At 61.8% G+C, this 20,220-nt stretch carries 19 protein-coding genes; 11 read left to right on the forward strand and 8 right to left on the reverse strand.

The window, feature by feature from the left end:
• The first annotated feature begins 1 nt into the window (after position 1).
• From GTF44_RS11425 to GTF44_RS11445, 5 genes are all read left to right on the forward strand, one after another.
• Positions 2-145, forward strand: coding sequence for a hypothetical protein (locus GTF44_RS11425; RefSeq protein ID WP_171559077.1), 144 nt, complete (start codon positions 2-4; stop codon positions 143-145).
• A 131-nt stretch (positions 146-276) separates the two neighbouring features.
• The gene (gap, locus tag GTF44_RS11430) at positions 277-1,278 is read left to right on the forward strand and encodes a type I glyceraldehyde-3-phosphate dehydrogenase (RefSeq protein WP_145208235.1); all 1,002 of its coding nucleotides are present in this window, start codon (positions 277-279) and stop codon (positions 1,276-1,278) included.
• 88 nt (positions 1,279-1,366) lie between these two features.
• A complete protein-coding gene (gene pgk / locus GTF44_RS11435) occupies positions 1,367-2,545 on the forward strand; it encodes a phosphoglycerate kinase (RefSeq protein WP_171559074.1) in 1,179 nt (392 codons plus the stop codon).
• A 95-nt stretch (positions 2,546-2,640) separates the two neighbouring features.
• Entirely contained in the window at positions 2,641-4,251 is a 1,611-nt protein-coding gene (locus GTF44_RS11440; protein WP_171559071.1) for an SEL1-like repeat protein, read from the forward strand.
• A gap of 123 nt (positions 4,252-4,374) precedes the next feature.
• On the forward strand, positions 4,375-5,262 hold the full coding sequence (locus tag GTF44_RS11445) for a fructose bisphosphate aldolase (RefSeq protein ID WP_171559068.1): 888 nt from the start codon (positions 4,375-4,377) through the stop codon (positions 5,260-5,262).
• 69 nt (positions 5,263-5,331) lie between these two features.
• Here GTF44_RS11445 and GTF44_RS11450 read toward each other — a convergent pair whose 3' ends face one another.
• Complete coding sequence (locus tag GTF44_RS11450) at positions 5,332-6,933, reverse strand: acyl-CoA dehydrogenase family protein (RefSeq protein WP_171559065.1); 1,602 nt, start codon at positions 6,931-6,933, stop codon at positions 5,332-5,334.
• A gap of 134 nt (positions 6,934-7,067) precedes the next feature.
• Here GTF44_RS11450 and GTF44_RS11455 point away from each other — a divergent pair, with 134 nt between their 5' ends.
• The 5 genes from GTF44_RS11455 to GTF44_RS11475 all read left to right on the forward strand — a co-directional run bounded on the left by GTF44_RS11455 (position 7,068) and on the right by GTF44_RS11475 (position 11,453).
• Positions 7,068-7,361 carry a septum formation initiator family protein gene (locus tag GTF44_RS11455; RefSeq protein WP_145208225.1) on the forward strand — a complete coding sequence of 98 codons (294 nt, stop codon included), beginning with the start codon at positions 7,068-7,070 and terminating at the stop codon, positions 7,359-7,361.
• A 117-nt stretch (positions 7,362-7,478) separates the two neighbouring features.
• The gene (gene pdhA / locus GTF44_RS11460; RefSeq protein WP_171559063.1) at positions 7,479-8,486 is read left to right on the forward strand and encodes a pyruvate dehydrogenase (acetyl-transferring) E1 component subunit alpha; all 1,008 of its coding nucleotides are present in this window, start codon (positions 7,479-7,481) and stop codon (positions 8,484-8,486) included.
• Positions 8,487-8,500: 14 nt separating this feature from the next.
• The gene (locus GTF44_RS11465) at positions 8,501-9,871 is read left to right on the forward strand and encodes a pyruvate dehydrogenase complex E1 component subunit beta (RefSeq protein ID WP_171559060.1); all 1,371 of its coding nucleotides are present in this window, start codon (positions 8,501-8,503) and stop codon (positions 9,869-9,871) included.
• A 4-nt stretch (positions 9,872-9,875) separates the two neighbouring features.
• The gene (locus tag GTF44_RS11470; protein ID WP_171559058.1) at positions 9,876-10,136 is read left to right on the forward strand and encodes a hypothetical protein; all 261 of its coding nucleotides are present in this window, start codon (positions 9,876-9,878) and stop codon (positions 10,134-10,136) included.
• Positions 10,137-10,139: 3 nt separating this feature from the next.
• The gene (locus GTF44_RS11475) at positions 10,140-11,453 is read left to right on the forward strand and encodes a pyruvate dehydrogenase complex dihydrolipoamide acetyltransferase (protein WP_171559055.1); all 1,314 of its coding nucleotides are present in this window, start codon (positions 10,140-10,142) and stop codon (positions 11,451-11,453) included.
• Positions 11,454-11,759: 306 nt separating this feature from the next.
• Here GTF44_RS11475 and GTF44_RS11480 read toward each other — a convergent pair whose 3' ends face one another.
• The 6 genes from GTF44_RS11480 to GTF44_RS11505 all read right to left on the reverse strand — a co-directional run bounded on the left by GTF44_RS11480 (position 11,760) and on the right by GTF44_RS11505 (position 17,468).
• Positions 11,760-12,560 carry a crotonase/enoyl-CoA hydratase family protein gene (locus GTF44_RS11480; RefSeq protein ID WP_171559052.1) on the reverse strand — a complete coding sequence of 267 codons (801 nt, stop codon included), beginning with the start codon at positions 12,558-12,560 and terminating at the stop codon, positions 11,760-11,762.
• A 73-nt stretch (positions 12,561-12,633) separates the two neighbouring features.
• Complete coding sequence (locus tag GTF44_RS11485; RefSeq protein WP_171559049.1) at positions 12,634-13,200, reverse strand: YdeI family protein; 567 nt, start codon at positions 13,198-13,200, stop codon at positions 12,634-12,636.
• Positions 13,197-13,733 (reverse strand): pseudouridine synthase, encoded by a 537-nt coding sequence (locus GTF44_RS11490; protein WP_171559046.1) that lies wholly within the window; start codon positions 13,731-13,733, stop codon positions 13,197-13,199. Before GTF44_RS11490 ends, GTF44_RS11485 begins: the two co-directional genes overlap by 4 nt.
• A gap of 19 nt (positions 13,734-13,752) precedes the next feature.
• On the reverse strand, positions 13,753-16,554 hold the full coding sequence (gene polA / locus GTF44_RS11495) for a DNA polymerase I (protein ID WP_171559043.1): 2,802 nt from the start codon (positions 16,552-16,554) through the stop codon (positions 13,753-13,755).
• A 69-nt stretch (positions 16,555-16,623) separates the two neighbouring features.
• On the reverse strand, positions 16,624-17,280 hold the full coding sequence (locus GTF44_RS11500) for a DUF2459 domain-containing protein (RefSeq protein WP_171559041.1): 657 nt from the start codon (positions 17,278-17,280) through the stop codon (positions 16,624-16,626).
• A complete protein-coding gene (locus GTF44_RS11505; RefSeq protein WP_171559038.1) occupies positions 17,280-17,468 on the reverse strand; it encodes a zinc-finger domain-containing protein in 189 nt (62 codons plus the stop codon). The genes GTF44_RS11500 and GTF44_RS11505 overlap by 1 nt, the downstream gene beginning before the upstream one ends.
• Before the next feature lie 100 nt (positions 17,469-17,568).
• Here GTF44_RS11505 and GTF44_RS11510 point away from each other — a divergent pair, with 100 nt between their 5' ends.
• Positions 17,569-18,510, forward strand: a complete 942-nt coding sequence (locus GTF44_RS11510; protein WP_171559036.1) for an ABC transporter ATP-binding protein — start codon at positions 17,569-17,571, stop codon at positions 18,508-18,510.
• Here the strand turns inward: GTF44_RS11510 and GTF44_RS11515 are convergent.
• Positions 18,507-20,084, reverse strand: coding sequence for a DUF5928 domain-containing protein (locus GTF44_RS11515; protein WP_171559033.1), 1,578 nt, complete (start codon positions 20,082-20,084; stop codon positions 18,507-18,509). The two genes, GTF44_RS11510 and GTF44_RS11515, sit on opposite strands and share 4 nt — an antisense overlap.
• Positions 20,085-20,220: the final 136 nt, after the last annotated feature.

Genomic DNA, 20,220 nt, shown 5'->3' on the forward strand with positions numbered 1-20,220 from the left:
TATGACCAACACAATCGCCCTCTGGCTCGGTGGCATCATCCTCGCGGTGGTCGCGGCGGATTTCCTCTATTTCCATTGGGATTTGCACCTGATCGTCGGCTGGTATCTGCTCCGCGTCTTGGAGTGGGTGGCTTTCTGGCGCTAGTGCCGCACCCCCCTTCCCATCCGGTCATCGCAGGGTTACAAGCGCCATGTTATCGCTAACATACGCCACGCGGTTGCAATTGCTGCATAGTGGCCGAACATGGATCACATCAGGTTTCGAGGAGAGTTGAGATGGCCGTTAAAGTTGCAATCAACGGGTTTGGGCGGATTGGCCGAAATATCCTGCGCGCGATCATCGAACAGGACCGCCACGATATTGAGGTCATCGCAATCAACGATCTGGGCCCGGTGGAAACCAATGCTCATCTGCTGCGCTTCGATTCTGTGCATGGCCGGTTTCCCGGAACGGTGACGACAACCGAAAACAGCATTGATGTTGGCCGCGGGCCGATCGCCGTGACCGCCATTCGCAACCCGGCGGAGCTTCCCTGGGGCGATGTAGATATCGTGCTCGAATGCACCGGCATCTTCAAAGGCGACAAGGCGAAGGTGCATCTGGAGAACGGCGCCAGCCGCGTCCTGGTCTCTGCCCCCTCCTCCGGCGCAGACAAAACCATCGTCTATGGCGTGAACCATGACAGCCTGACCGCCGATGACTTGCATGTCTCCTGCGCGTCTTGCACCACCAATTGCCTGACACCGCCGGCCAAAGTGATCCATGACACAATCGGCATCAAACGCGGTTTCATGACCACGATCCACTCCTATACTGGCGATCAGCCGACGCTGGATACGATGCATTCCGACCTCTACCGCGCGCGCGCCGCCGCGATGTCGATGATCCCGACCTCCACCGGCGCGGCGAAGGCCGTGGGCCTGGTGATGCCGGAGTTGAACGGTAAACTCGATGGCGTCGCGATCCGCGTGCCGACCCCGAATGTCTCCGCTGTTGATCTGACGTTCGAGGCCGCTCGTGACACAAGCATCGAGGAAATCAACGCCGCGATCCACGCCGCCGCCGCCAGCGGCCCGTTGAAGGGCATCCTGGGCGTGACCGATGACAAGCTGGTCTCGATGGATTTCAACCACGATCCGCACAGCTCGATCTTCGCCACCGATCAGACCAAAGTGATGGATGGCAATATGTGCCGCATCCTTACCTGGTATGACAACGAATGGGGGTTCTCTTGCCGCATGGCGGACACCGCCGTTGAGATGGCAAAATACCTCTGACACCGGCGCATCCGGGTTACTTTGACAACGGGCAATAGGGCGCCTCCGGACGCCCTGCACCCAGATTTGCACGCAGGCGGAGGCACAAATGACCTGGAAAACCCTTGATGATATGGACCTCGCGGGCAAACGGGTGCTGACCCGGGTCGACATCAATGTGCCGGTCGAAGATGGCAAGGTCACCGATACGACCCGCATCGACAGGATCGTGCCGACGGTGAAAGACATCCTCGCCAAAGGCGGCATGCCGATCCTGGTTGCGCATTTTGGCCGCCCCAAAGGCCTGGTCGTGCCGCAGATGAGCTTGCGCCCGCTTCTGCCCGCGCTGGAAACCGCCTTTGGCCAAGCGGTCGGTTTCGCCGATGGCCAATATGGCGCCACCGCCGAGGCGCTGCAGCCAGGCGAGATCCTGCTTCTGGAAAATGTCCGCTTCGCGCCGGGGGAAGAGAAGAACGACCCCGGGTTCGCCGGTCGTCTGGCGGGTCTGGCCGATATCTATTGCAATGATGCCTTCTCCGCCGCGCATCGCGCCCATGCCTCGACCGAAGCGATCGCGCGGCTTCTTCCCGCCTGCGCCGGGCGTCTAATGCAGGCCGAGTTGAGCGCGCTCGAAGCCGCGCTCAGCACCCCAAAACGCCCCGTCGTGGCCGTGGTTGGCGGCGCGAAAGTCTCAACCAAGCTCGATCTTCTGGGCAATCTGGTCGAGAAGGTCGACCATCTGGTGATCGGCGGCGGCATGGCCAACACCTTCCTCTTTGCCCAAGGGTATGAGATCGGCACCTCGCTGGCCGAGCAAGACATGGCAGAGACGGCGCGCGCCGTCTTGGCCAAGGCGGCGGCCAGCGGCTGCACCATCCATCTGCCGAAAGACATCGTGGTCGCCCGCGCCTTCGAGGCCCATGCGCCGCATGAGATTCTGCCCGCCGATCAATGCCCGGCGGATGCGATGATCCTCGATGCGGGTCCCGCTACGGTCGCGGCGCTCGAAGGCGTTTTTGGCGCTTCCGAAACGCTGATCTGGAATGGCCCGCTTGGCGCGTTTGAGTTGGAGCCGTTCAACGCCGCCACCAACCAAGCCGCCGAGGCCGCGGCTCAACTCACCGCTCAAGGCCAGTTGATCACGGTGGCAGGCGGCGGCGATACCGTGGCCGCGCTGAACCAAGCTGGCGCTGCCGACCGCTTCACGTACATCTCCACCGCAGGCGGCGCGTTTTTGGAGTGGATGGAGGGCAAAACCCTGCCTGGCGTTGCCGCCCTCGTCGGCTGACCCGCCGCGCCAATCCGGGCGGTAAGGGAAACCTGCCTATAGAATTCGCAAAAATCGTCTAGTCTCTCCGCATCATTTAAGGGGAGAGATAGCTGATGTCCGCATTGAAACACCTGACCGGCGCGATGTGCCTGGTCACCGCCCTGGCCCTGCCCGCCGCCGCGCAAGAGGGGGACCCGCGCCCCGGATTTGCCGAGATTTTCGCCCCCGACCGGCTTGCCACGGCGCTGGCCAATGTCGGGATCGCGGCGGCGCGGACCCAGATGGAATTGGAGTACCAATACCTCTCCACCGATGTGCTGCGCGGCACGATTTCGCTCTCCGGCGTCACCGCGCGGCCCAACCTGCCCTATGACCGCGCCGGGCAATGCGAGATCACCGTCGAACGCGTCGTGATCAGCTCGGACGTCTCGGAACCATTCTCGGTTTCAACCGAGGTCGCCGTGACCTTGATCGGCGCAACCGCTGGTATCGCCTGCCTGCCGCAGGAGGCATCTATCGGTCTGCGCACCGCCGGGTTCAACGAGATCATCCTCGACCGGCTGACGCTCAGCGCCGATTATGTCTATGGCACCGGGGCCACCCTCTTTGACCTCTCCGCCGCGATCAATGGCGTGGTCGTGTTGGACGTCTCGGCGGCGGGCACATTTCTGCCCCGCATGAACGAATTTGGCGGCACGGACGATCCGGCCATCCGCGTCACGCGCGCCGTCGCAAGCCTCCGCGATAGCGGCGGGTGGGCGGCCTTCTCGCAGCTTCTGCCCGAGAACCTGCGCGCGCCGGAAACGATCCGTGCCCTTGGCACCGAACAACTGACCGTCGCCCTCTCCGAAGGTGGCAGTCGCAATCTCAGCGCGATTGAACGGAACTTCATTGAGGCGTTGATGACCCAGGTTGAGGCCTATATCCGCGACCCCGGCGAGATCACCATTGAGGCCGATCTGCCGCCCGGCGGCGTTGTACTGGAACCCGACACCTATGAGAAACCGCATGGTTTGATCGCCGCCCTGGCGCTGGATGCGCGTGCCACACCGCTCTCCCGCGCGCGGCTCATCGATACCGGCCTTCTGGCGCAGATCGATGGCGGCGATCTGAGCGCCCAGGACCGGTTGAACCTGGCCCGCGCCCTGATGGCGGGTGACGGCGTTCCGATGGGGTCGGCACTGGTGCCCGATCTCCTCGCCCCGCTCTTGGACGGGGCCGATCCGCTCGGTGCCGACGCCGCCGCGCTTGCGGCCACCGCCCTTGCCCCGACCGACCCCCAAGCCGCATATCCGCAAGCGCTCCGGGCTTCTGCAGCAGAAGTGTCTGGGGCGATTTCGATGTTGGACGGGTTGGAAGCCCGGATCACCACCCCCGATGTGGTCGCAGCCCAGGCCGCCTATCTCGCGGCGATTGGTGCCCCAAGCCCGGCAGAGGCGATTGGCGCGACCGACGATCCGCGCGCGCTCCGCGCCCTGGCGCTCGCCCATTTCACCGGGCTTGGCGCGCCGCGCGCCTATGAGCGGGCGTACTACTATGCGCTCCTGGCCGAAGCGGCGGGCGATATCGGCGCGACGGTGTTGCGCGAAGAGATCGAAGCGCGGTTTGGCGCCCGCGGCCCCGAGGTCCGGGCGTTCTGGATCGCGCTCAGCGCCGAGACCCAACGCGCCGCCCTGGCCGACTGGATCGCGCTCGATCTGGCCAGCCGGTTCCGCGCGCCTTAGCCGGCCACGCACAGACCCAGGGCGGCGGGCAAATCCGCGCGTTAGCGCCATCATGCTTGCCCGTCGCCCCGACCCATCATAGGACAGGGCCAGTTCCCATTCACAAGCCCGAGGCCCCCGCCCATGACTGATGCACAAGCCGCCCAAATGACCTCTGGCCCCGGGTTCATCGCCGCGCTGGACCAATCCGGCGGATCGACCCCGAAGGCGCTCAAGCTTTATGGCATCGACGAAGACGCCTATGGCTCCGAGGCGGAGATGTTCGACCTGATCCACGCCATGCGCGCCCGGATCGCGACATCCCCTGCCTTCACCGGCGAGAAGGTCATTGGCGCGATCCTGTTTGAGATGACCATGGAGCGCGAGATCGGCGGCAAACCTGCGGCGCAGTATCTTTGGGAAGAGTGTGGTGTGGTGCCGTTTCTGAAGATCGACAAGGGCTTGGAGGCCGAGGCGGGTGGCGTTCAACTGATGAAGCCAATGCCCGGCCTGGATGATCTGCTCGACCGGGCTGTGGCCGCAGGCATTTTCGGCACGAAAATGCGTTCGGTGATCAATGCCGCGTCGCCCACCGGGATCGCGGCCAATGTGGCGCAGCAATTCGAGATCGCGGCGCAGGTCACCGCCAAGGGTCTGATGCCGATCATCGAACCGGAGGTCACGATTTCCATCGCCGACAAGGCCGAAGCGGAAGACATCCTGCTGGCCGAACTGACCCGTCATCTGGACGCGCTGCCCGCAGGCCAGCAAGTGATGCTAAAACTCACCCTGCCGAGCCAGCCGAACCTCTACAAACCATTGGTGGAGCACCCTGGTGTCATGCGGGTTGTGGCCCTGTCCGGCGGTTATTCTCGCGATGACGCAAACGCGAAACTGGCGGAGAACGCGGGCGTGATCGCCAGCTTTTCCCGTGCGCTGACCGAAGGCCTGTCGGCGCAGCAATCGGATGCCGAATTCGACGCCCAGATCGCGGCCTCGATCGACAGCATCCACGCAGCGTCTACCACGTGAGCTAAGTGCCTGGGGGCGCTGCCCCCAGACCCCCGGGATATTTGGGAAGCAGAGAAGAGGACGGACGGCCTAGGGCCCAAGCCGTTCTAGCAAAGCACTGGTGTTCAGGCCGCTGATCGCGCCGGCGATATGGCCTCTCTCTCCGGCAAGGCGGGTCGCGCAAAACCCCTCGGCGACCGCGCCAGGGGCTTGTCGGATCAGGACCGAGGCGGTGAGCAAAACCGCCAGGCTTTCGGCGAACCAACGGGCCTCGGCCTCCTCGGGTCCCTTTGGCCAACGTGCGTGATGCGCGGCGAGGGCCGTATCATAGGTGCGATCCGCGCCTTTGGCGGCCGATAGTTCCGTCGCGAGGGTCTCTCCGGCCAGTGGGTCTTTCGCCAAGCTGCGCAGGATGTCGAGGCAGATCACATTGCCCGAGCCTTCCCATATCCCGTTGAGCGGCGCCTCGCGGTACAGCATCGGCAGGCCGGTTTCCTCGACATAGCCCATGCCGCCCAGCCCTTCCATCGCCTCGACGACGACACGCGGGCAGAGTTTGTTGTTGAGGAACTTCGCCAAGGCGACGGCAATCCGGGCAAAGGCCCGATCCTCCGGCGTGTCGCCATCGAAGGCGCGGGCCACGCGCAGGCCAAGGGCCGTCGCGCCTTCCCAGTCCAGCACCAGATCGGCCAAGAGGCTTTGCATCAGCGGCTGATCCACCAGCTTGCGCTGAAACGCGGTGCGATGGCGGGTCCAGTGATGCAGGTGATCCAGCGCCGCGCGCATCAAGCCCGCCGGCGCGATGGCGGTATCGAGCCGCGTGTGATGCACCATCTCGATGATCGCCTGCACGCCCCGGCCCTCTTCGCCGACCAGATAGACCAGCGCGCCGTGATATTCGACCTCCGCCGAGGCATTGGCGCGATTGCCAAGCTTGTCTTTAAGCCGCATCAGATGGATCGCGTTGCGCTCCCCCTCCAGCCAGCGCGGAACCAGGAAACAGCTTAGACCGCCCGGGGCCTGGGCCAGGGTCAGGAAACCATCCGACATCGGCGCGGAGCAGAACCATTTGTGTCCTGTCAACCGGTAGGCATCACCATCCGGCTCCGCGCGGGTGGTATTCGCCCGCACATCCGATCCACCCTGTTTCTCGGTCATCGCCATACCAAGCGTTGCGGCTTGTTTATGATGGATCGGGGCCACGCGCGGGTCATAGGCGGGCGCGGTCAGTTTCGGCACCCATTGCTGGGCCAGCGCCGGGCTTGCGGCAAGTGCCGGGACGGCGGCGTAGGTCATTGTCATCGGGCAGCAGGTGCCCGGCTCCACCTGGGAGTGCATATAGACCTGCGCCGCGTGGGTCACATGGCTGCCGCCCTTCCACGGCCCGGCAGCGTAGCCGGCCTCGAGCCCAAGCGTCATCAACTGGTGATACCCGGGAGCAAAACGCACCTCGTCCAGCCGACGCCCGCCAGGATCGAAGAGCTGCAAGTCCGGCGCGATCTGTTCGGCCTGCCGCGCCGCGTCCCGCATCTCTGCCCGGCCAAGGGCTGCACCATATCGGGCCAGCACATCCTCATTCGCGCCAATCGCATGCGCCCGCAGCACCGGGTCGCTGGCCCAAAGATCGCGATCCCCGCGCGGTGGCGGCTGGTTGGTCACCTCATGACTTGGCAAATCCGATCTGGCATCCATCTCACACCTCCAACGCCATGATAGCGCAAAATCTTTTTGATTTCAGGGGATTCCCTTTTGATTCGAGATATGCGAATCTCCGCCATGCAGCTGCCCGGCAGAGGTGGCGCGATCTTGAGGCGGCAGAAGAGACTATGCAGAAAAAGCGCTCTCTTTCCGGATTGTTGATCCCGATGGCTCTCTTGTTCGTCGGGGCCTATTTCACCTTTGCCGCTGTGCAAGGGAATTTCGGCCTGTTCCATCGCATCCAAGTGGAAGCCGAGGCCGAAAGCCTGCGGATTGAACTGGCCGAGTTGCAAGCCGAGACCGCCGAGATGGAAATCCTGACCCGGCGCCTGTCGGATGATTATCTCGACCTCGATCTTCTAGATGAGCAAGCCCGCAGCGTATTGGGTCTGATCCGCGCTGACGAAATCGTCCTTCCCTAACCCCCCCAAACAGACGCTTTGACGCAACGTTCAATTCGACTGGTGCATTTCACCAAAAGCTTTGCTATGGGTAGTTCAACGTTAAACTATCTGCCTTAGGCTGGAGGACCGCCCCGCATGGCCGCACGGAAGACAACGGCAAAAACTGCCGCAAAACCAAATGTTTCCGCCGAAGAACTGCTGGAATACTACCGCGAAATGCTGCTGATCCGCAGATTCGAGGAAAAGGCCGGCCAGCTCTATGGCATGGGTCTGATCGGCGGGTTCTGCCACCTCTATATCGGACAAGAAGCCGTCGTGGTGGGTCTCGAAGCCGCTGCCGAAGAAGGCGACAAGCGCGTCACCTCCTATCGTGACCATGGCCATATGCTGGCCTGTGGCATGGACCCCAAGGGCGTGATGGCCGAACTGACGGGTCGCGAGGGCGGCTATTCCAAGGGCAAGGGCGGCTCCATGCACATGTTCTCGAAAGAGAAGCATTTCTATGGCGGGCATGGCATCGTCGGCGCGCAAGTGCCAATTGGTGCGGGCCTCGCTTTTGCAGATAAGTACAAAGAAAACGGGCGCGTGACCTTCACCTATTTCGGCGATGGGGCCGCGAACCAGGGCCAAGTCTATGAGACCTATAATATGGCCGAGCTTTGGGACTTGCCGGTGGTCTTCGTGATCGAAAACAACCAATACGCCATGGGCACCTCGACCAAACGCTCGACCAAATCGCCCTCCTATTGGGAACGCGGCGCGGCCTATGGCATCCCGGGCGAAGAAGTCGATGGGATGGATGTTCTGGCGGTGAAAGCCGCCGGTGAGAAAGCCGTCGCGCACTGCCGCGCGGGCAAGGGACCCTACATCCTAGAGATCAAAACCTACCGCTATCGCGGCCATTCGATGTCGGACCCGGCGAAGTATCGGACCCGCGAAGAGGTGCAGAAGATGCGCGAGGAACGGGACGCCATCGAACATGTGCGCGAGTTGCTGCTTCAGGGCAAACATGCTTCGGAGGATGATCTGAAGGCGATCGATAAAGAGATCAAAGAGATCATCAACGAGGCCGCCGAATTCTCCAAAACCAGCCCGGAACCAGCGCTCGAAGAGCTCTGGACCGACATCTACGCCGACGCCTGAGGGAGACGACAGACATGGCAACCGAAATTCTCATGCCCGCGCTCTCTCCGACGATGGAAGAAGGCACTTTGGCAAAATGGCTGGTCAAAGAGGGCGACACCGTGTCGTCCGGCGACATCATGGCCGAGATCGAGACCGACAAAGCCACAATGGAGTTTGAGGCCGTCGATGAAGGCGTGATCGGCAAGATCCTTGTGCCTGAGGGCACCGAAGGGGTGAAGGTCAACGCAGCCATTGCCGTTCTTCTAGAAGAAGGCGAGGACGCATCGGCGGTGCCAAGCCCGGCCACGCCCGCCGCAGAAGCCCCGGCGACCGAAGCCCCTGCACCGACGCCTGTGGCCGCTGCACCTGCCGCGCCGGTCGCCGTCAAGTCGGTCGAGCCGGACTACCCCGCCGGCACCGAGATGAAAGCCACCACGGTTCGCGAAGCGCTGCGCGACGCGATGGCCGAAGAGATGCGCCGCGACGAAACGGTTTATCTGATGGGCGAAGAGGTCGCCGAATATCAGGGCGCCTATAAGGTCTCGCAAGGATTGCTCGATGAATTCGGCGCGAAACGTGTGATCGACACGCCGATCACCGAACATGGTTTCGCCGGGATTGGCGTTGGCGTGGCCTTTGGCGGGCTCCGCCCGATTGTCGAATTCATGACCTTCAACTTCGCTATGCAGGCGATGGACCAGATCATCAACTCGGCGGCCAAAACGCTCTATATGTCGGGCGGTCAGATGGGCGCGCCCATGGTGTTCCGTGGCCCCAACGGCGCCGCTGCCCGCGTCGGCGCACAGCACAGCCAGGATTATGCCGCCTGGTATAGCCATGTGCCTGGCCTGAAGGTCGTGATGCCCTACTCCGCCGCCGACGCGAAGGGCCTTCTGAAAACCGCGATCCGCGACCCGAACCCGATCATCTTCCTGGAAAACGAAATCCTCTATGGCCGCAGCTTCGATGTGCCGGTGCTGGATGATTTCACGATTCCCTTCGGCAAGGCCCGGATCTGGCGCGAAGGCACGGATGTGACCATCGTCAGCTTCGGCATTGGCATGCAATACGCGCTCGAAGCCGCCGATAAACTGGCCGAAGAGGGCATCAGCGCCGAGGTCATCGACCTGCGCACGCTGCGCCCGATCGATTATGACACGGTGATTCAATCGGTGATGAAAACCAATCGCTGCGTGACGGTTGAGGAAGGCTTCCCGGTCTGCTCCATCGGCAATCACCTGTCGGCCTATATCATGACCCATGCGTTTGACTATCTCGACGCGCCGGTCCTGAATTGCACCGGGAAAGACGTGCCGATGCCCTATGCCGCAAACCTGGAGAAACTGGCGCTCACCACCACCGCCGAGGTGATCGAGACCGTCAAACAGGTCACCTATCGCTAACCTCATGCAAGTCCTTGGCAAAGATAAACTGGAACAGGCCTACCGGGTGGTCGTCGATTTAGACGGCAAACCGGTGGAGGTCTTGGTCAGTGATGCGCTCCTGTCTTCGGAATATGGGCGCGATGCCAAGGTGAGCCACAGCGACGCCTATGAATGGATCGCCGCCAATCAACACGCCCTGACCGATGCAGTCCGCGTGTTGGCGGCCGGAAAACAACCCCCGCGCGCCCCGTTTGATGCCCTGGCGCTCGCAGAGGAGAGTTAAGACATGCCCACCGAAATTCTGATGCCCGCCCTCTCGCCAACCATGGAAGAAGGCACACTGGCCAAATGGTTGGTCAAGGAGGGTGACGAGGTCTCCTCCGGCGACCTTCTGGCCGAGATTGAAACCGACAAAGCCACGATGGAGTTCGAGGCCGTCGATGAAGGGGTGATCGGCAAGATTCTGGTCCCCGAGGGGACCGAGGGCGTCAAAGTGAATGTCGCGATTGCCGTTCTGCTCGACGATGGCGAAAGCGCCGATGATATCGGCAATGCGACGCCTGCCGCAGCCCCGGAAGCGCCAAAGGCGTCTGACGCCGCGCCCGAGGCGACTCCCGCAGGGGGCTCCGAGAGCGCGGCCCCTGCCCCCGCCGCGCCTGCCGCCGCCGATGGCAGCCGGATTTTCGCCAGCCCGCTGGCCCGCCGCATCGCCAAAGACAAAGGCCTCGACCTGGCGCAGATCAAAGGCTCCGGCCCGAAAGGTCGGATCGTGAAAGCCGATGTGGAAGGCGCCACCGCTGCTCCGCAAGCCGCAGCCCCCGCCGCCAGCCCGGCGGCCGCCGCTGCGCCCGCCGCCGCCATGGCCGCAGGTCCGGCCACCGAAACGATCCTCAAAATGTACGAAGGCCGGGAGTTCGAAGAGGTCAAACTCGACGGGATGCGCAAAACCGTCGCCGCGCGGCTTACCGAGGCGAAACAGACCATCCCGCATTTCTACTTGCGCCGCGACATTCAACTGGACGCGCTGCTGGCCTTCCGGTCGCAGCTCAACAAACAGCTCGAAGCCCGCGGCACCAAGCTCAGCGTCAATGATTTCATCATCAAGGCCTGCGCCAATGCCCTGCAACAGGTGCCCGAAGCCAATTCGGTCTGGGCCAATGACCGCACGCTGCGCCTGAAGCCCTCGGATGTGGCCGTGGCCGTGGCGATCGAAGGCGGGCTCTTCACCCCGGTTCTGAAAGATGCCGAGATGAAGTCCCTCTCCGCGCTCTCCGCCGAGATGAAAGACCTCGCCACCCGGGCTCGGGAACGCAAATTGGCACCGCATGAGTATCAGGGCGGCAGTTTCGCAATTTCCAATCTCGGCATGTTTGGCATCGACAATTTCGACGCCGTGATCAACCCGCCGCATGGCGCGATCCTCGCCGTCGGCGCGGGCGTCAAAAAGCCTATCGTTGGCAAAGACGGCGAATTGGCCGTGGCCACCGTGATGTCGGTCACGCTTAGCGTCGATCACCGGGTCATCGACGGCGCCCTTGGCGCAGAGCTTCTGCAAGCCATTGTCGATAATCTCGAAAACCCGATGGTGATGCTGGCCTAACTCTGCAGGTCTTTTGGGGAGGAAAGACCTGCCAGAAAGAAGGGGTCGTGCGGATCGTGCGGCCCCTTCGCTTACAAGGCCGGGGGCATCTCACCACTTGCCAACGCCACTGACGGCCCGCGCCGATGATCCCTGTCCCGGAAACGAACCGCCGCCCGCCGCACCCATCTCCGGGAGAGGGTTTCGCAATCCATCGCGCCTTGCGGCATCGCTTGGCGGGGAGGACACCGATCGTGCGGCTTTCACTGACAGGCTTGCGTAAAAAAACGGAAAAACTGCTGTTCAGATCAACTTCCAATCGGCGGGCTACTTATAGACCGCCGGGCGTTTCTGCATCTGCGCCATGACGGTTTCCACCTGGTTCGGCGCGCCCATCAACTCGGCCTGAAGCCGCGCTTCCAGGGCCAGATCAGGCGCTGCATCGCGGCCCCAAAGCGCATCCGCCAGTGTTTTGCCCGCCCGCACCGCATCCGGTGATTTCTCGGCCAATTCCTCAGCGAACTCGCGCGCCGCCGCCAATGGATCCTCGGCGACACGCGTCACCAGCCCCTCGTCCAAGGCTTCCCTCCCCGACAAGACCCGGCCCGTCATGATCAACGCCTTGGCCCGGTCCACCGGCATCAGCCGCGGTAAGGACAGGCTGATCCCCATATCCGGGATCAAGCCCCATTTCGCCTCCATGATCGACAGGTTCGCCTCGGGCGCGGCGATCCGAAAATCAGCCGCAAGGGCGATCTGCATCCCGGCCCCGAAACACACGCCCTCAATCGCGGCGATGACCGGCACCGGCATTTCTTGCCAAACCTGGGCCGGGCGTTGGAACCGGTTCGCGATGGCGCCATCCGGCGGCGCAACCATCTCGGCCTTCACCTCGTCCAGCCGACCGGCCATCTGCATCAACACGCCTGTATCCATCCCGGCGCTGAAATCTCCGCCCGCGCCGCTCAGAACCACCGCACGCAGCCCGGGCTGATCCGCAATCGCCTCGCCCGCCGCCACCAGCTCCGCCAGCAATTCCAGCGTCACCGCGTTTTTCTTCTCGGGCCGATTGAGCCGGACTTCGGCAATCGGACCGGTTTCATTGATGACAGAGACCAAAGCGCTCATGTGATCCTCTCTTGTGATGCGCCATCAGGGATCGTCATCCGCGCTGCCGGGTCAAGTGTAACGGCGCGTCGCCCTAGCGCCGGGCCGGGCTCGGCCTGAGCCCGGCCCGCGCGCTGTCCACCACATCGGTGATGCGTTTCTCTCGCGTTGGCTGCGTCTTGGCGGTCTTGATCCACGCCAAGGTACCGCGCTTCACAGTGCGCGGCCAGCCGTCCCAAACAGGGCGTAAATCGCCAAGCGCCTCCGCCAAGTCCTGCGGCATCTCCAGCCGTTCCACATCATCCAGGAAATGCCACATCCCGTTGGCTTCCGCCGCCGCGATTTTCGCCTCGCCCGCCGGCGTCATCCGCCCCTCGGCGCGCATCCGGGCGACGATCTCTTTGTTCACCGCCGACCAGGTCGAGTTCTCGTCGCGCGGCGCGACCCGGCGCTTCACCCGGTCCGCATCCAGCGCCGCCACTTGCCCATCAACCCAGCCCCAACAAAGCAACTCCTCCACAGCCTCTCCCCAAGGCAGGTAGTTGGGATGATGTTTCTTGTAAGTCGCCAGCCAGATCGAGGACGTGTTGGCATGATTGGCCTCAAGCCACGCCCGCAGCGCGGCGCGGCTCTTCACCGTTACAGTCTCCGTCTTACTCATGGGGTCACCTCGCGCCATGCACCGGGGGCCAAGCCAGTCAAATCATAAGGCCCAATCGACCATCGGATCAGCCGCAGAACCGGCAGCCCGACATGGGCACACATCCGCCGCACCTGTCGATTTTTCCCTTCAGTCAGAGTCAGGCGCAGCCAGCGATCGGTGACCGTCTTGCGAAAGCGAACCGACGGATCACGCTGCCAAAGCCACTCCGGCACATCGGTGGCCGCGACGTGCGCCGGGCGGGTTTGCCCATCTTTCAACGCGACGCCCATCCGAAGTGCCTCCAGCGCCTCCGCCCCGGGCACACCTTCAACCAGCGCGTAATAGGTTTTGGGCATCTTGGCGCGCGGTGACGCGATCCGCGCCTGCAATTTCCCATTATCAGTGAGCAGAAGCAGCCCCTCGGAATCCCGATCCAGCCGCCCTGCCGCATAGACCCCTTTCGGCAAGCCAAACCCATCCAACGCGGACCACCCTCCCTCAGACGTGAATTGGCTCAACACATTCATCGGTTTGTTGAAGGCAATCAGCATGTTTCAGCCCCAGGGCACCTCAATGCGCCTCGGCCCAATTCGCCCCCTGCCCCGCATCGACCGTCAGCGGCACAGAGAGTTTCACAGCCGGATCGGCGGCACCTTCCATCACCTCGCGCGCGGCACCGATCAGATCGCCGACAGCACCCTCCTCGACCTCAAACAGCAATTCATCATGCACCTGGAGCAGCATCTTCGCGGGCAGCCCCTCAATCGCCGCCTCCATCCGGATCATCGCCCGGCGGATCACATCCGCCGCCGTGCCCTGGATCGGCGCATTAATGGCCGCGCGATAGGCGAAACTTGCCTTGGGGCCTTTGGCATTGATCTCAGGCGTATGGATTTTCCGGCCGAACAGAGTCTGCACATATCCGTTTGTTTTCGCGAACTCTTTTGTCTCGGTCATATAGTCCTTGATGCCCGGGAAGCGCTCAAAATACCGGTCGATGAAGCCCTGCGCCTCGGCCCGTGGGATGCGCAGATTGCGCGCCAGGCCGAAGCCGGAGATCCCGTAGATCACCCCGAAATTGATCGCCTTCGCCTGGCGGCGCACATCGGGAGTCATCTCATCCAGCGGCACATTGAACATCTCAGATGCGGTGATCGCATGAATGTCCTGCCCATCTTTAAAGGCCTGTTTCAGTGCATCGATCCCGGCGATATGCGCCAAGATACGCAGCTCGATCTGCGAATAGTCGAGCGAGACCAGCGTCTTGCCGGGTTCCGCGATAAACGCCTCACGGATGCGCCGACCTTCCTCGGTCCGCACCGGAATGTTCTGCAAATTCGGATCAGTGGAGGCCAAACGCCCGGTATTCGCGCCCGCAATCGAATAAGACGTATGCACGCGCCCGGTATCGGCGTTGATATGGTCCTGCAACGCATCCGTGTAGGTCGATTTCAGCTTCGACAATTGCCGCCAATCAAGCACACGCGCGGGCAGATCATGGCCCTGCGAGGCAAGGTCTTCCAAGACATCCGCGCCGGTGGCATACGCGCCGGTTTTCCCCTTTTTGCCCCCCTCCAACCCCATCTGATCAAAGAGAATCTCACCCAATTGCTTTGGAGAGCCCACATTGAACGGCGTCCCAGCCAGGGCATGAATATCCGCCTCCAGCCCCGCCATTTTCTGCGCAAAGGCGTTCGACATCCGGGAAAGCGTGTCGCGGTCAACTTTGATCCCGGCCATCTCCATCCGGGCCAGAACCGGCACCAACGGGCGCTCCAAGGTCTCATAGACCGTCGTCACCTCGGCGCGGTGCAGACCCGGCTTGAACTGCTGCCAAAGACGCAGAGTGATATCGGCGTCTTCGGCGGCATAGGGTGCTGCATCCTCAATGCTGACATCGGCAAAGGTGATCTGCGATTTCCCGCTGCCGAGCAAAGACTTAATCGGGATCGGTTCATGGCCCAAATAGCGGTCGCTGAGCGTGTCCATCCCATGCCCATGATGACCCGCATTCATCGCGTAAGACATCAACATCGTGTCGTCGATCGGCGCGATATCCACGCCATAGCGGGCCAAGATCTTCGCGTCGTATTTCATGTTCTGCCCGATCTTCAGGACTGACGCGTCCTCCAACATCGGCTTCAACGCGGCCAGCACATCGTCAAGCGGCAATTGCCCATCGGCCAGCTTCGCGCCGCCGAAGAGGTCATCGCCGCCTTCTTTGTGGCCAACCGGCACATAGCACCCCTCGCCCGCCGCCGTGGAGAGGCAGACGCCGACCAGTTCGGCGGTCATCTCGTTCAAGCCAGTGGTTTCGGTATCCACCGCCACATAGCCCACCGCATGCGCCTTCGCGATCCAGACGTCGAGCGCGGGCATGTCTCGCACGATCTCATAGGCCAAAATGTCGAACGGTTTCACCTCGGGCGCGTCCTCCGTTACCGGTGCGGCGACCTCTTTGATCTCGGGCGCCTCGACGCCCATTTGCTCGGCAATCCGGCGCGTCAGCGTGCGGAATTCCATCTCAGCCAGGAACCCCATCAAGGCCTCGGGCTCCGGGTCCTTCACCTCCAGGCTCTCCAACGTCACATCAATCGGTGTCTCCTCATCCAGCGTGACCAGGCGCTTTGAGAGCCGAATCTGATCGGCAAAATTGATCAGTGTTTCACGGCGCTTGGGCTGTTTGATCTCTTCGGCACGTTGAAGAAGTGTCTCCAAATCCCCGTATTCATTGATCAAAAGCGCCGCGGTTTTAACGCCGATCCCCGGCGCGCCGGGGATATTATCCACGCTGTCGCCCGCCAGCGCCTGCACATCGATCACCTTGTCCGGGCCGACGCCAAACTTGGCCTCCACCCCCTCGCTGTCGATCCGCGCGTTCTTCATCGCGTCCAGCATCTCGACTCCGCCGCCGACAAGCTGCATCAGGTCCTTGTCGGAGGAGATGATCGTGCAGCGCCCTCCAGCCTCGCGCGCCTGGCGGGCGAGCGTGGCGATGATGTCATCGGCCTCATACCCTTCCAGCTCCAGACAGGCCAAGTTGAACGCCTTCGTCGCCTCCCGGGTCAGCGGGATCTGCGGGCGCAGATCCTCCGGCATCGCGTCGCGATTGGCCTTGTATTGATCATACATGTCGTTGCGAAAAGTGTGCGAGCCCTTGTCAAACACCACCGCCGCATGGGTCGGCGCATCCGGGCCGGTGTTGGACTCGATCATCTTGTGGATCATGTTGCAAAAGCCGCTGACCGCCCCAATCGGCAAGCCATCTGATTTGCGCGTCAGCGGCGGCAGCGCGTGATAAGCCCGAAAGATGAAGGCCGAGCCATCCACCAGATGCAGGTGATGCCCTTTGCCAAATGTCCCGTCGCTCATCGTCCACCCTCCGCACGTTTCACATCTGTTCTACGCAATGCAATCGGGCCGTGCATCCCCGTTTTTGATCTATCCGTGCCACCAAAGCGAGAGCCGGACCGAAAAAGGCGTTGGGGTCCACACACCGGCCTCCACCCCCGCGGCACGCAACATCTGCGTGACCCAGGTGTTGCAGGTGCGCAGGATGTGGAACCGGTCATGCGCCTTCAGAAACCCGTCTGTTTCGGTAAAACCGGCCTCTAAGATCGGAATATCCGTCGTGCTCTCCGCAATCGCGGCCAAGAGCGCTTGATACTGCGCCCCGCTGAGCGTTAGGCGATCATAGAGAAACCCGTCCGGCAACGCCCCGACCACCTCGACCCGCAAGACCGAGCTGTCTCCGGTCACCGCCCGGGCCAAGGCACGTCCCGAAATGTCCCAATAGGTCCCGGCGGTTGTGTAAAACGCCTCTGATCCCCATCCGACCAGGAAATGCTCCACCAAAGGGTTCTGTACCGGGACGCCGGCATCAGCGGCAACCACCATCGCCGCCCGGGTTTCAGGCGTTGCAGGAAGCAGGAAATCATAGTGGATCGGGCCGGAGATCAGGCCGATTTCAACTGGCGCGCCACCCGGCGCGATCTGCGCGGTTGGACCCGGGAACACCGCACCAATAACAGCCGCCGATAGGTAAAGCCCGATGACCAGGAAAACCGCCAAAAGCGCGCGGCGCAGGGTGCGCAGCATCAGCCTTTGTCGAGCTGATCCGCGAAATCTTCATGGATGTATTTCTTGTCGCAATAGCCACATTCGACCCAACCGACATCCTGCCCGATCTGCAACCAGACCCGCGGATGGCCAAGCGCGCCCTCGCCCCCATCGCAGGCCACGCGCCAGGTGCTTACCACTTCGGTTTCCGGGGCATCTTGGGTCATTTTGCTCGTCCTCACGCTTGTCGGGCCGTCCATCCCGTCATAAGTCCCGTTCATATTGCAGGTTGCCCGGCGTCGGGCAAGCCCAGCCAGCGGAGGCAAAATGTCAGGCAATGCGATTGAATTGACCGGGTTGCGCAAAACCTACGCGGCGGCCGGACGCGGCGCTGCGAAAGAAGCGCTCAAAGGGGTCGACCTGACGATTCCGCAGGGCTCGATTTTCGGACTTCTCGGGCCCAATGGCGCGGGCAAATCCACGATGATCAACATCCTCGCCGGTTTGGTGACAAAATCATCGGGTAAGGTGAATATCTGGGGCTTCGACCAAGATGTGAACCCGCGACAGAGCCGGGCCGCGATTGGCGTAATGCCACAAGAATTGAACCTCGATCCGTTTTTCACCCCCCGGGGCGCCTTGGAGGTTCAGGCCGGTCTTTACGGCGTGCCGAAAGCGCAACGCCGCACCGATGAAATCCTGGCGCTGATCGGCTTGGAAGACAAAGCCGAGGCCTATGCCCGGTCGCTCTCGGGCGGGATGCGACGGCGGCTGCTCTTGGGCAAAGCCCTGGTCCACAGCCCGCAAATCCTGGTGTTGGATGAGCCGACGGCAGGCGTCGATATCGAGTTGCGGCAGATGCTCTGGGCCAATGTCCGCAAGCTGAATGAACAGGGGATGACAATCATTTTGACCACCCATTACCTGGAAGAAGCTCAGGAAATGTGTGACGAAATCGCGATCATCAACCATGGCGAGGTGATCGTCCGCGACCGAACCGAGACGCTTCTGGCGCAGATGGATGCGAAGACTCTGGTGATTATGCCCGAGGGCGTCGCCGGTCCGGTTCAAACACCCGACGGCGTGGAATGCAGTAAACGGGCCGATGGGGCGCTGGTGTTTTCCTATCACCGCTCAACTGTCTCGGCCGATACGATCCTTCAAGCGGTGCGCGCGGCGGGGATCACGATCCGAGATGTGGCGACCGAGGAACCCAATCTCGAGGATGTCTTTGTCGAACTGACCTCGGCCAAAGCGCCAGCGGCTTAATCTGCGAACAGGTGCGGGGTTTCGGCCAGTTTCCAGGCCGTCTCTTTCGTGCTCCGGAAAAAGCTCTGCAAAACCTCGGTGTTCTCATCTGTGCTGCGATCCTGACGCAGGCGCAGATGATTTGGGAACTCTGCTTCGCGAATGCGTGCCGATTCATAGTCGAACTCATAGCGTAATGTGGGCAAAATCCGACCGATGACTTCCGGCGGTGAATCGGGCGCCGCCAGCCCCACACGCTCCGCATGCCCGATCAGGTATCGGTCATCGAAGGTGCATTGGATTTCCAACAATTTGGTATTGGCGCGATCCGAGGTAAAATCCCCAATGAGGTCTATATTATTGGGATCAAGACAGATCATCATCCGATCCGTGTTGTGATAATCGAACAACATCCGCATCAAGGCACGGCGATGCCGGTTGCGCTTCTCGAGCGTGCGTTCAATCCCGCCAAGATGGGGGACATCACACCCGGCTTCGTCAAAAAGATACTCGATCCCCGTTATACCGGTGGCCGCTTCGGCCGCGTGTAACAGCCGCTTGGCCACATGCCATTTCTTGCAGACGATCATCAGCAATTCGCGATCCTGGCCCAGGGTCGCCTCGCGCTCCCAGAACCGTGGTGCGAACCGCCGCCCGATCCGGCCCCGCCCCGTGAGGAAGCCGTGCAGCCGTCGACCATCACCCGACAGCGCGAAATCGGTCTTGTCCGACGCCCAAAGCGCGCCCAATCGTTCTTTGAGGAAGGTCGCTTCGGGGCTGATTTTCCGGGCGAACAGGTAATCCTGGCTCAACAACAAATCGTAATGATCGTTGTAGAAGGTCACCGGCATCCCGTAATCGGAGAACATTTTGAAGGTCAACGACCGGGACTCGATCTCCACATCGGCCACAAGATGTCGCACGATGGTTTGAAAAAACGTCTCGTCAGGGATCCAAGTGGTGCGGAAAAATCGGATCACATCGGGCCGCTGTCGGCAGAATTTCAGCACCGCCTCAATCGTGCGCCGGCGCAAACACCACCATTGGCTGCCGATCATGATCTGGATATCTTCGGGGATTTTGCGCTCCAGCCCCAACCGCCGCTGCGTGTTGAACAGCGCATAAAACAGCCATTTATGCTTCCGCTCATTGACCAGATGGCGATACACCAAACGTTCCCGTTTGAATCCGGTCTTGATCCAATCCGAGGTGAAGAAATCGAAGCTCTCGATATAGTCCTTATCTGCACTGTCCAGGAATTTCTTGGCGTAAGCCGCTGATTTCACGGACATACAATCGCCCGACAGCATGTAGAAATGCGTCGCTTTCGGGAAGGCAGCCTCAGCCGCCTCAAGGGCATAGAGGCTGGCCTGCACCAATGACCACTCACCCCACCCGCATTTGATCCGCTTGCGGGCGAAGACCACACCCGGATTGTCGGCAAGCGCCGATGTGATCGCCGCATAATCGGCGGGCTTGGCCCGCGCATCGAAATGGATCGACACATAATCGCCCGTCGCCGTCAGACGCTCCGCCTGTTGGATGATGGCGGGCGCATCCTTGTGACACAAAAGGATGAAGGCGATTTTTGCCATTTTCGAAACAGAGGCCTCAATCTTTCGGTATCGTTGTGCCACTAATGCCTAATAGCGGTTGAAGTAACCCTAGTTCTTTGCTTTTTCGGGATCAATCCGCGCGGTATAAGGCGTGCGACGTAGCGTAGGAGGTGCG

Source organism: Roseobacter sp. HKCCD6576-2 (assembly GCF_013179285.1).
Taxonomy (GTDB): domain Bacteria; phylum Pseudomonadota; class Alphaproteobacteria; order Rhodobacterales; family Rhodobacteraceae; genus Rhodophyticola; species Rhodophyticola oceani.

Excerpts from the sequence above, each read along its gene's own strand:
- pgk (WP_171559074.1), top strand. The coding sequence starts at position 1,367 with ATGACCTGGAAAACCCTTGATGATATGGACCTCGCGGGCAAACGGGTG.
- GTF44_RS11480 (WP_171559052.1), bottom strand. The coding sequence starts at position 12,560 with ATGAGCGCTTTGGTCTCTGTCATCAATGAAACCGGTCCGATTGCCGAA.
- GTF44_RS11425 (WP_171559077.1), top strand. The coding sequence starts at position 2 with ATGACCAACACAATCGCCCTCTGGCTCGGTGGCATCATCCTCGCGGTG.
- GTF44_RS11505 (WP_171559038.1), bottom strand. The coding sequence starts at position 17,468 with ATGACCCAAGATGCCCCGGAAACCGAAGTGGTAAGCACCTGGCGCGTG.
- gap (WP_145208235.1), top strand. The coding sequence starts at position 277 with ATGGCCGTTAAAGTTGCAATCAACGGGTTTGGGCGGATTGGCCGAAAT.
- GTF44_RS11455 (WP_145208225.1), top strand. The coding sequence starts at position 7,068 with ATGCAGAAAAAGCGCTCTCTTTCCGGATTGTTGATCCCGATGGCTCTC.
- GTF44_RS11450 (WP_171559065.1), bottom strand. The coding sequence starts at position 6,933 with ATGGATGCCAGATCGGATTTGCCAAGTCATGAGGTGACCAACCAGCCG.
- GTF44_RS11470 (WP_171559058.1), top strand. The coding sequence starts at position 9,876 with ATGCAAGTCCTTGGCAAAGATAAACTGGAACAGGCCTACCGGGTGGTC.
- GTF44_RS11510 (WP_171559036.1), top strand. The coding sequence starts at position 17,569 with ATGTCAGGCAATGCGATTGAATTGACCGGGTTGCGCAAAACCTACGCG.
- GTF44_RS11465 (WP_171559060.1), top strand. The coding sequence starts at position 8,501 with ATGGCAACCGAAATTCTCATGCCCGCGCTCTCTCCGACGATGGAAGAA.
- GTF44_RS11485 (WP_171559049.1), bottom strand. The coding sequence starts at position 13,200 with ATGAGTAAGACGGAGACTGTAACGGTGAAGAGCCGCGCCGCGCTGCGG.
- GTF44_RS11515 (WP_171559033.1), bottom strand. The coding sequence starts at position 20,084 with ATGGCAAAAATCGCCTTCATCCTTTTGTGTCACAAGGATGCGCCCGCC.
- polA (WP_171559043.1), bottom strand. The coding sequence starts at position 16,554 with ATGAGCGACGGGACATTTGGCAAAGGGCATCACCTGCATCTGGTGGAT.
- pdhA (WP_171559063.1), top strand. The coding sequence starts at position 7,479 with ATGGCCGCACGGAAGACAACGGCAAAAACTGCCGCAAAACCAAATGTT.
- GTF44_RS11490 (WP_171559046.1), bottom strand. The coding sequence starts at position 13,733 with ATGCTGATTGCCTTCAACAAACCGATGAATGTGTTGAGCCAATTCACG.
- GTF44_RS11500 (WP_171559041.1), bottom strand. The coding sequence starts at position 17,280 with ATGCTGCGCACCCTGCGCCGCGCGCTTTTGGCGGTTTTCCTGGTCATC.
- GTF44_RS11475 (WP_171559055.1), top strand. The coding sequence starts at position 10,140 with ATGCCCACCGAAATTCTGATGCCCGCCCTCTCGCCAACCATGGAAGAA.
- GTF44_RS11440 (WP_171559071.1), top strand. The coding sequence starts at position 2,641 with ATGTCCGCATTGAAACACCTGACCGGCGCGATGTGCCTGGTCACCGCC.
- GTF44_RS11445 (WP_171559068.1), top strand. The coding sequence starts at position 4,375 with ATGACTGATGCACAAGCCGCCCAAATGACCTCTGGCCCCGGGTTCATC.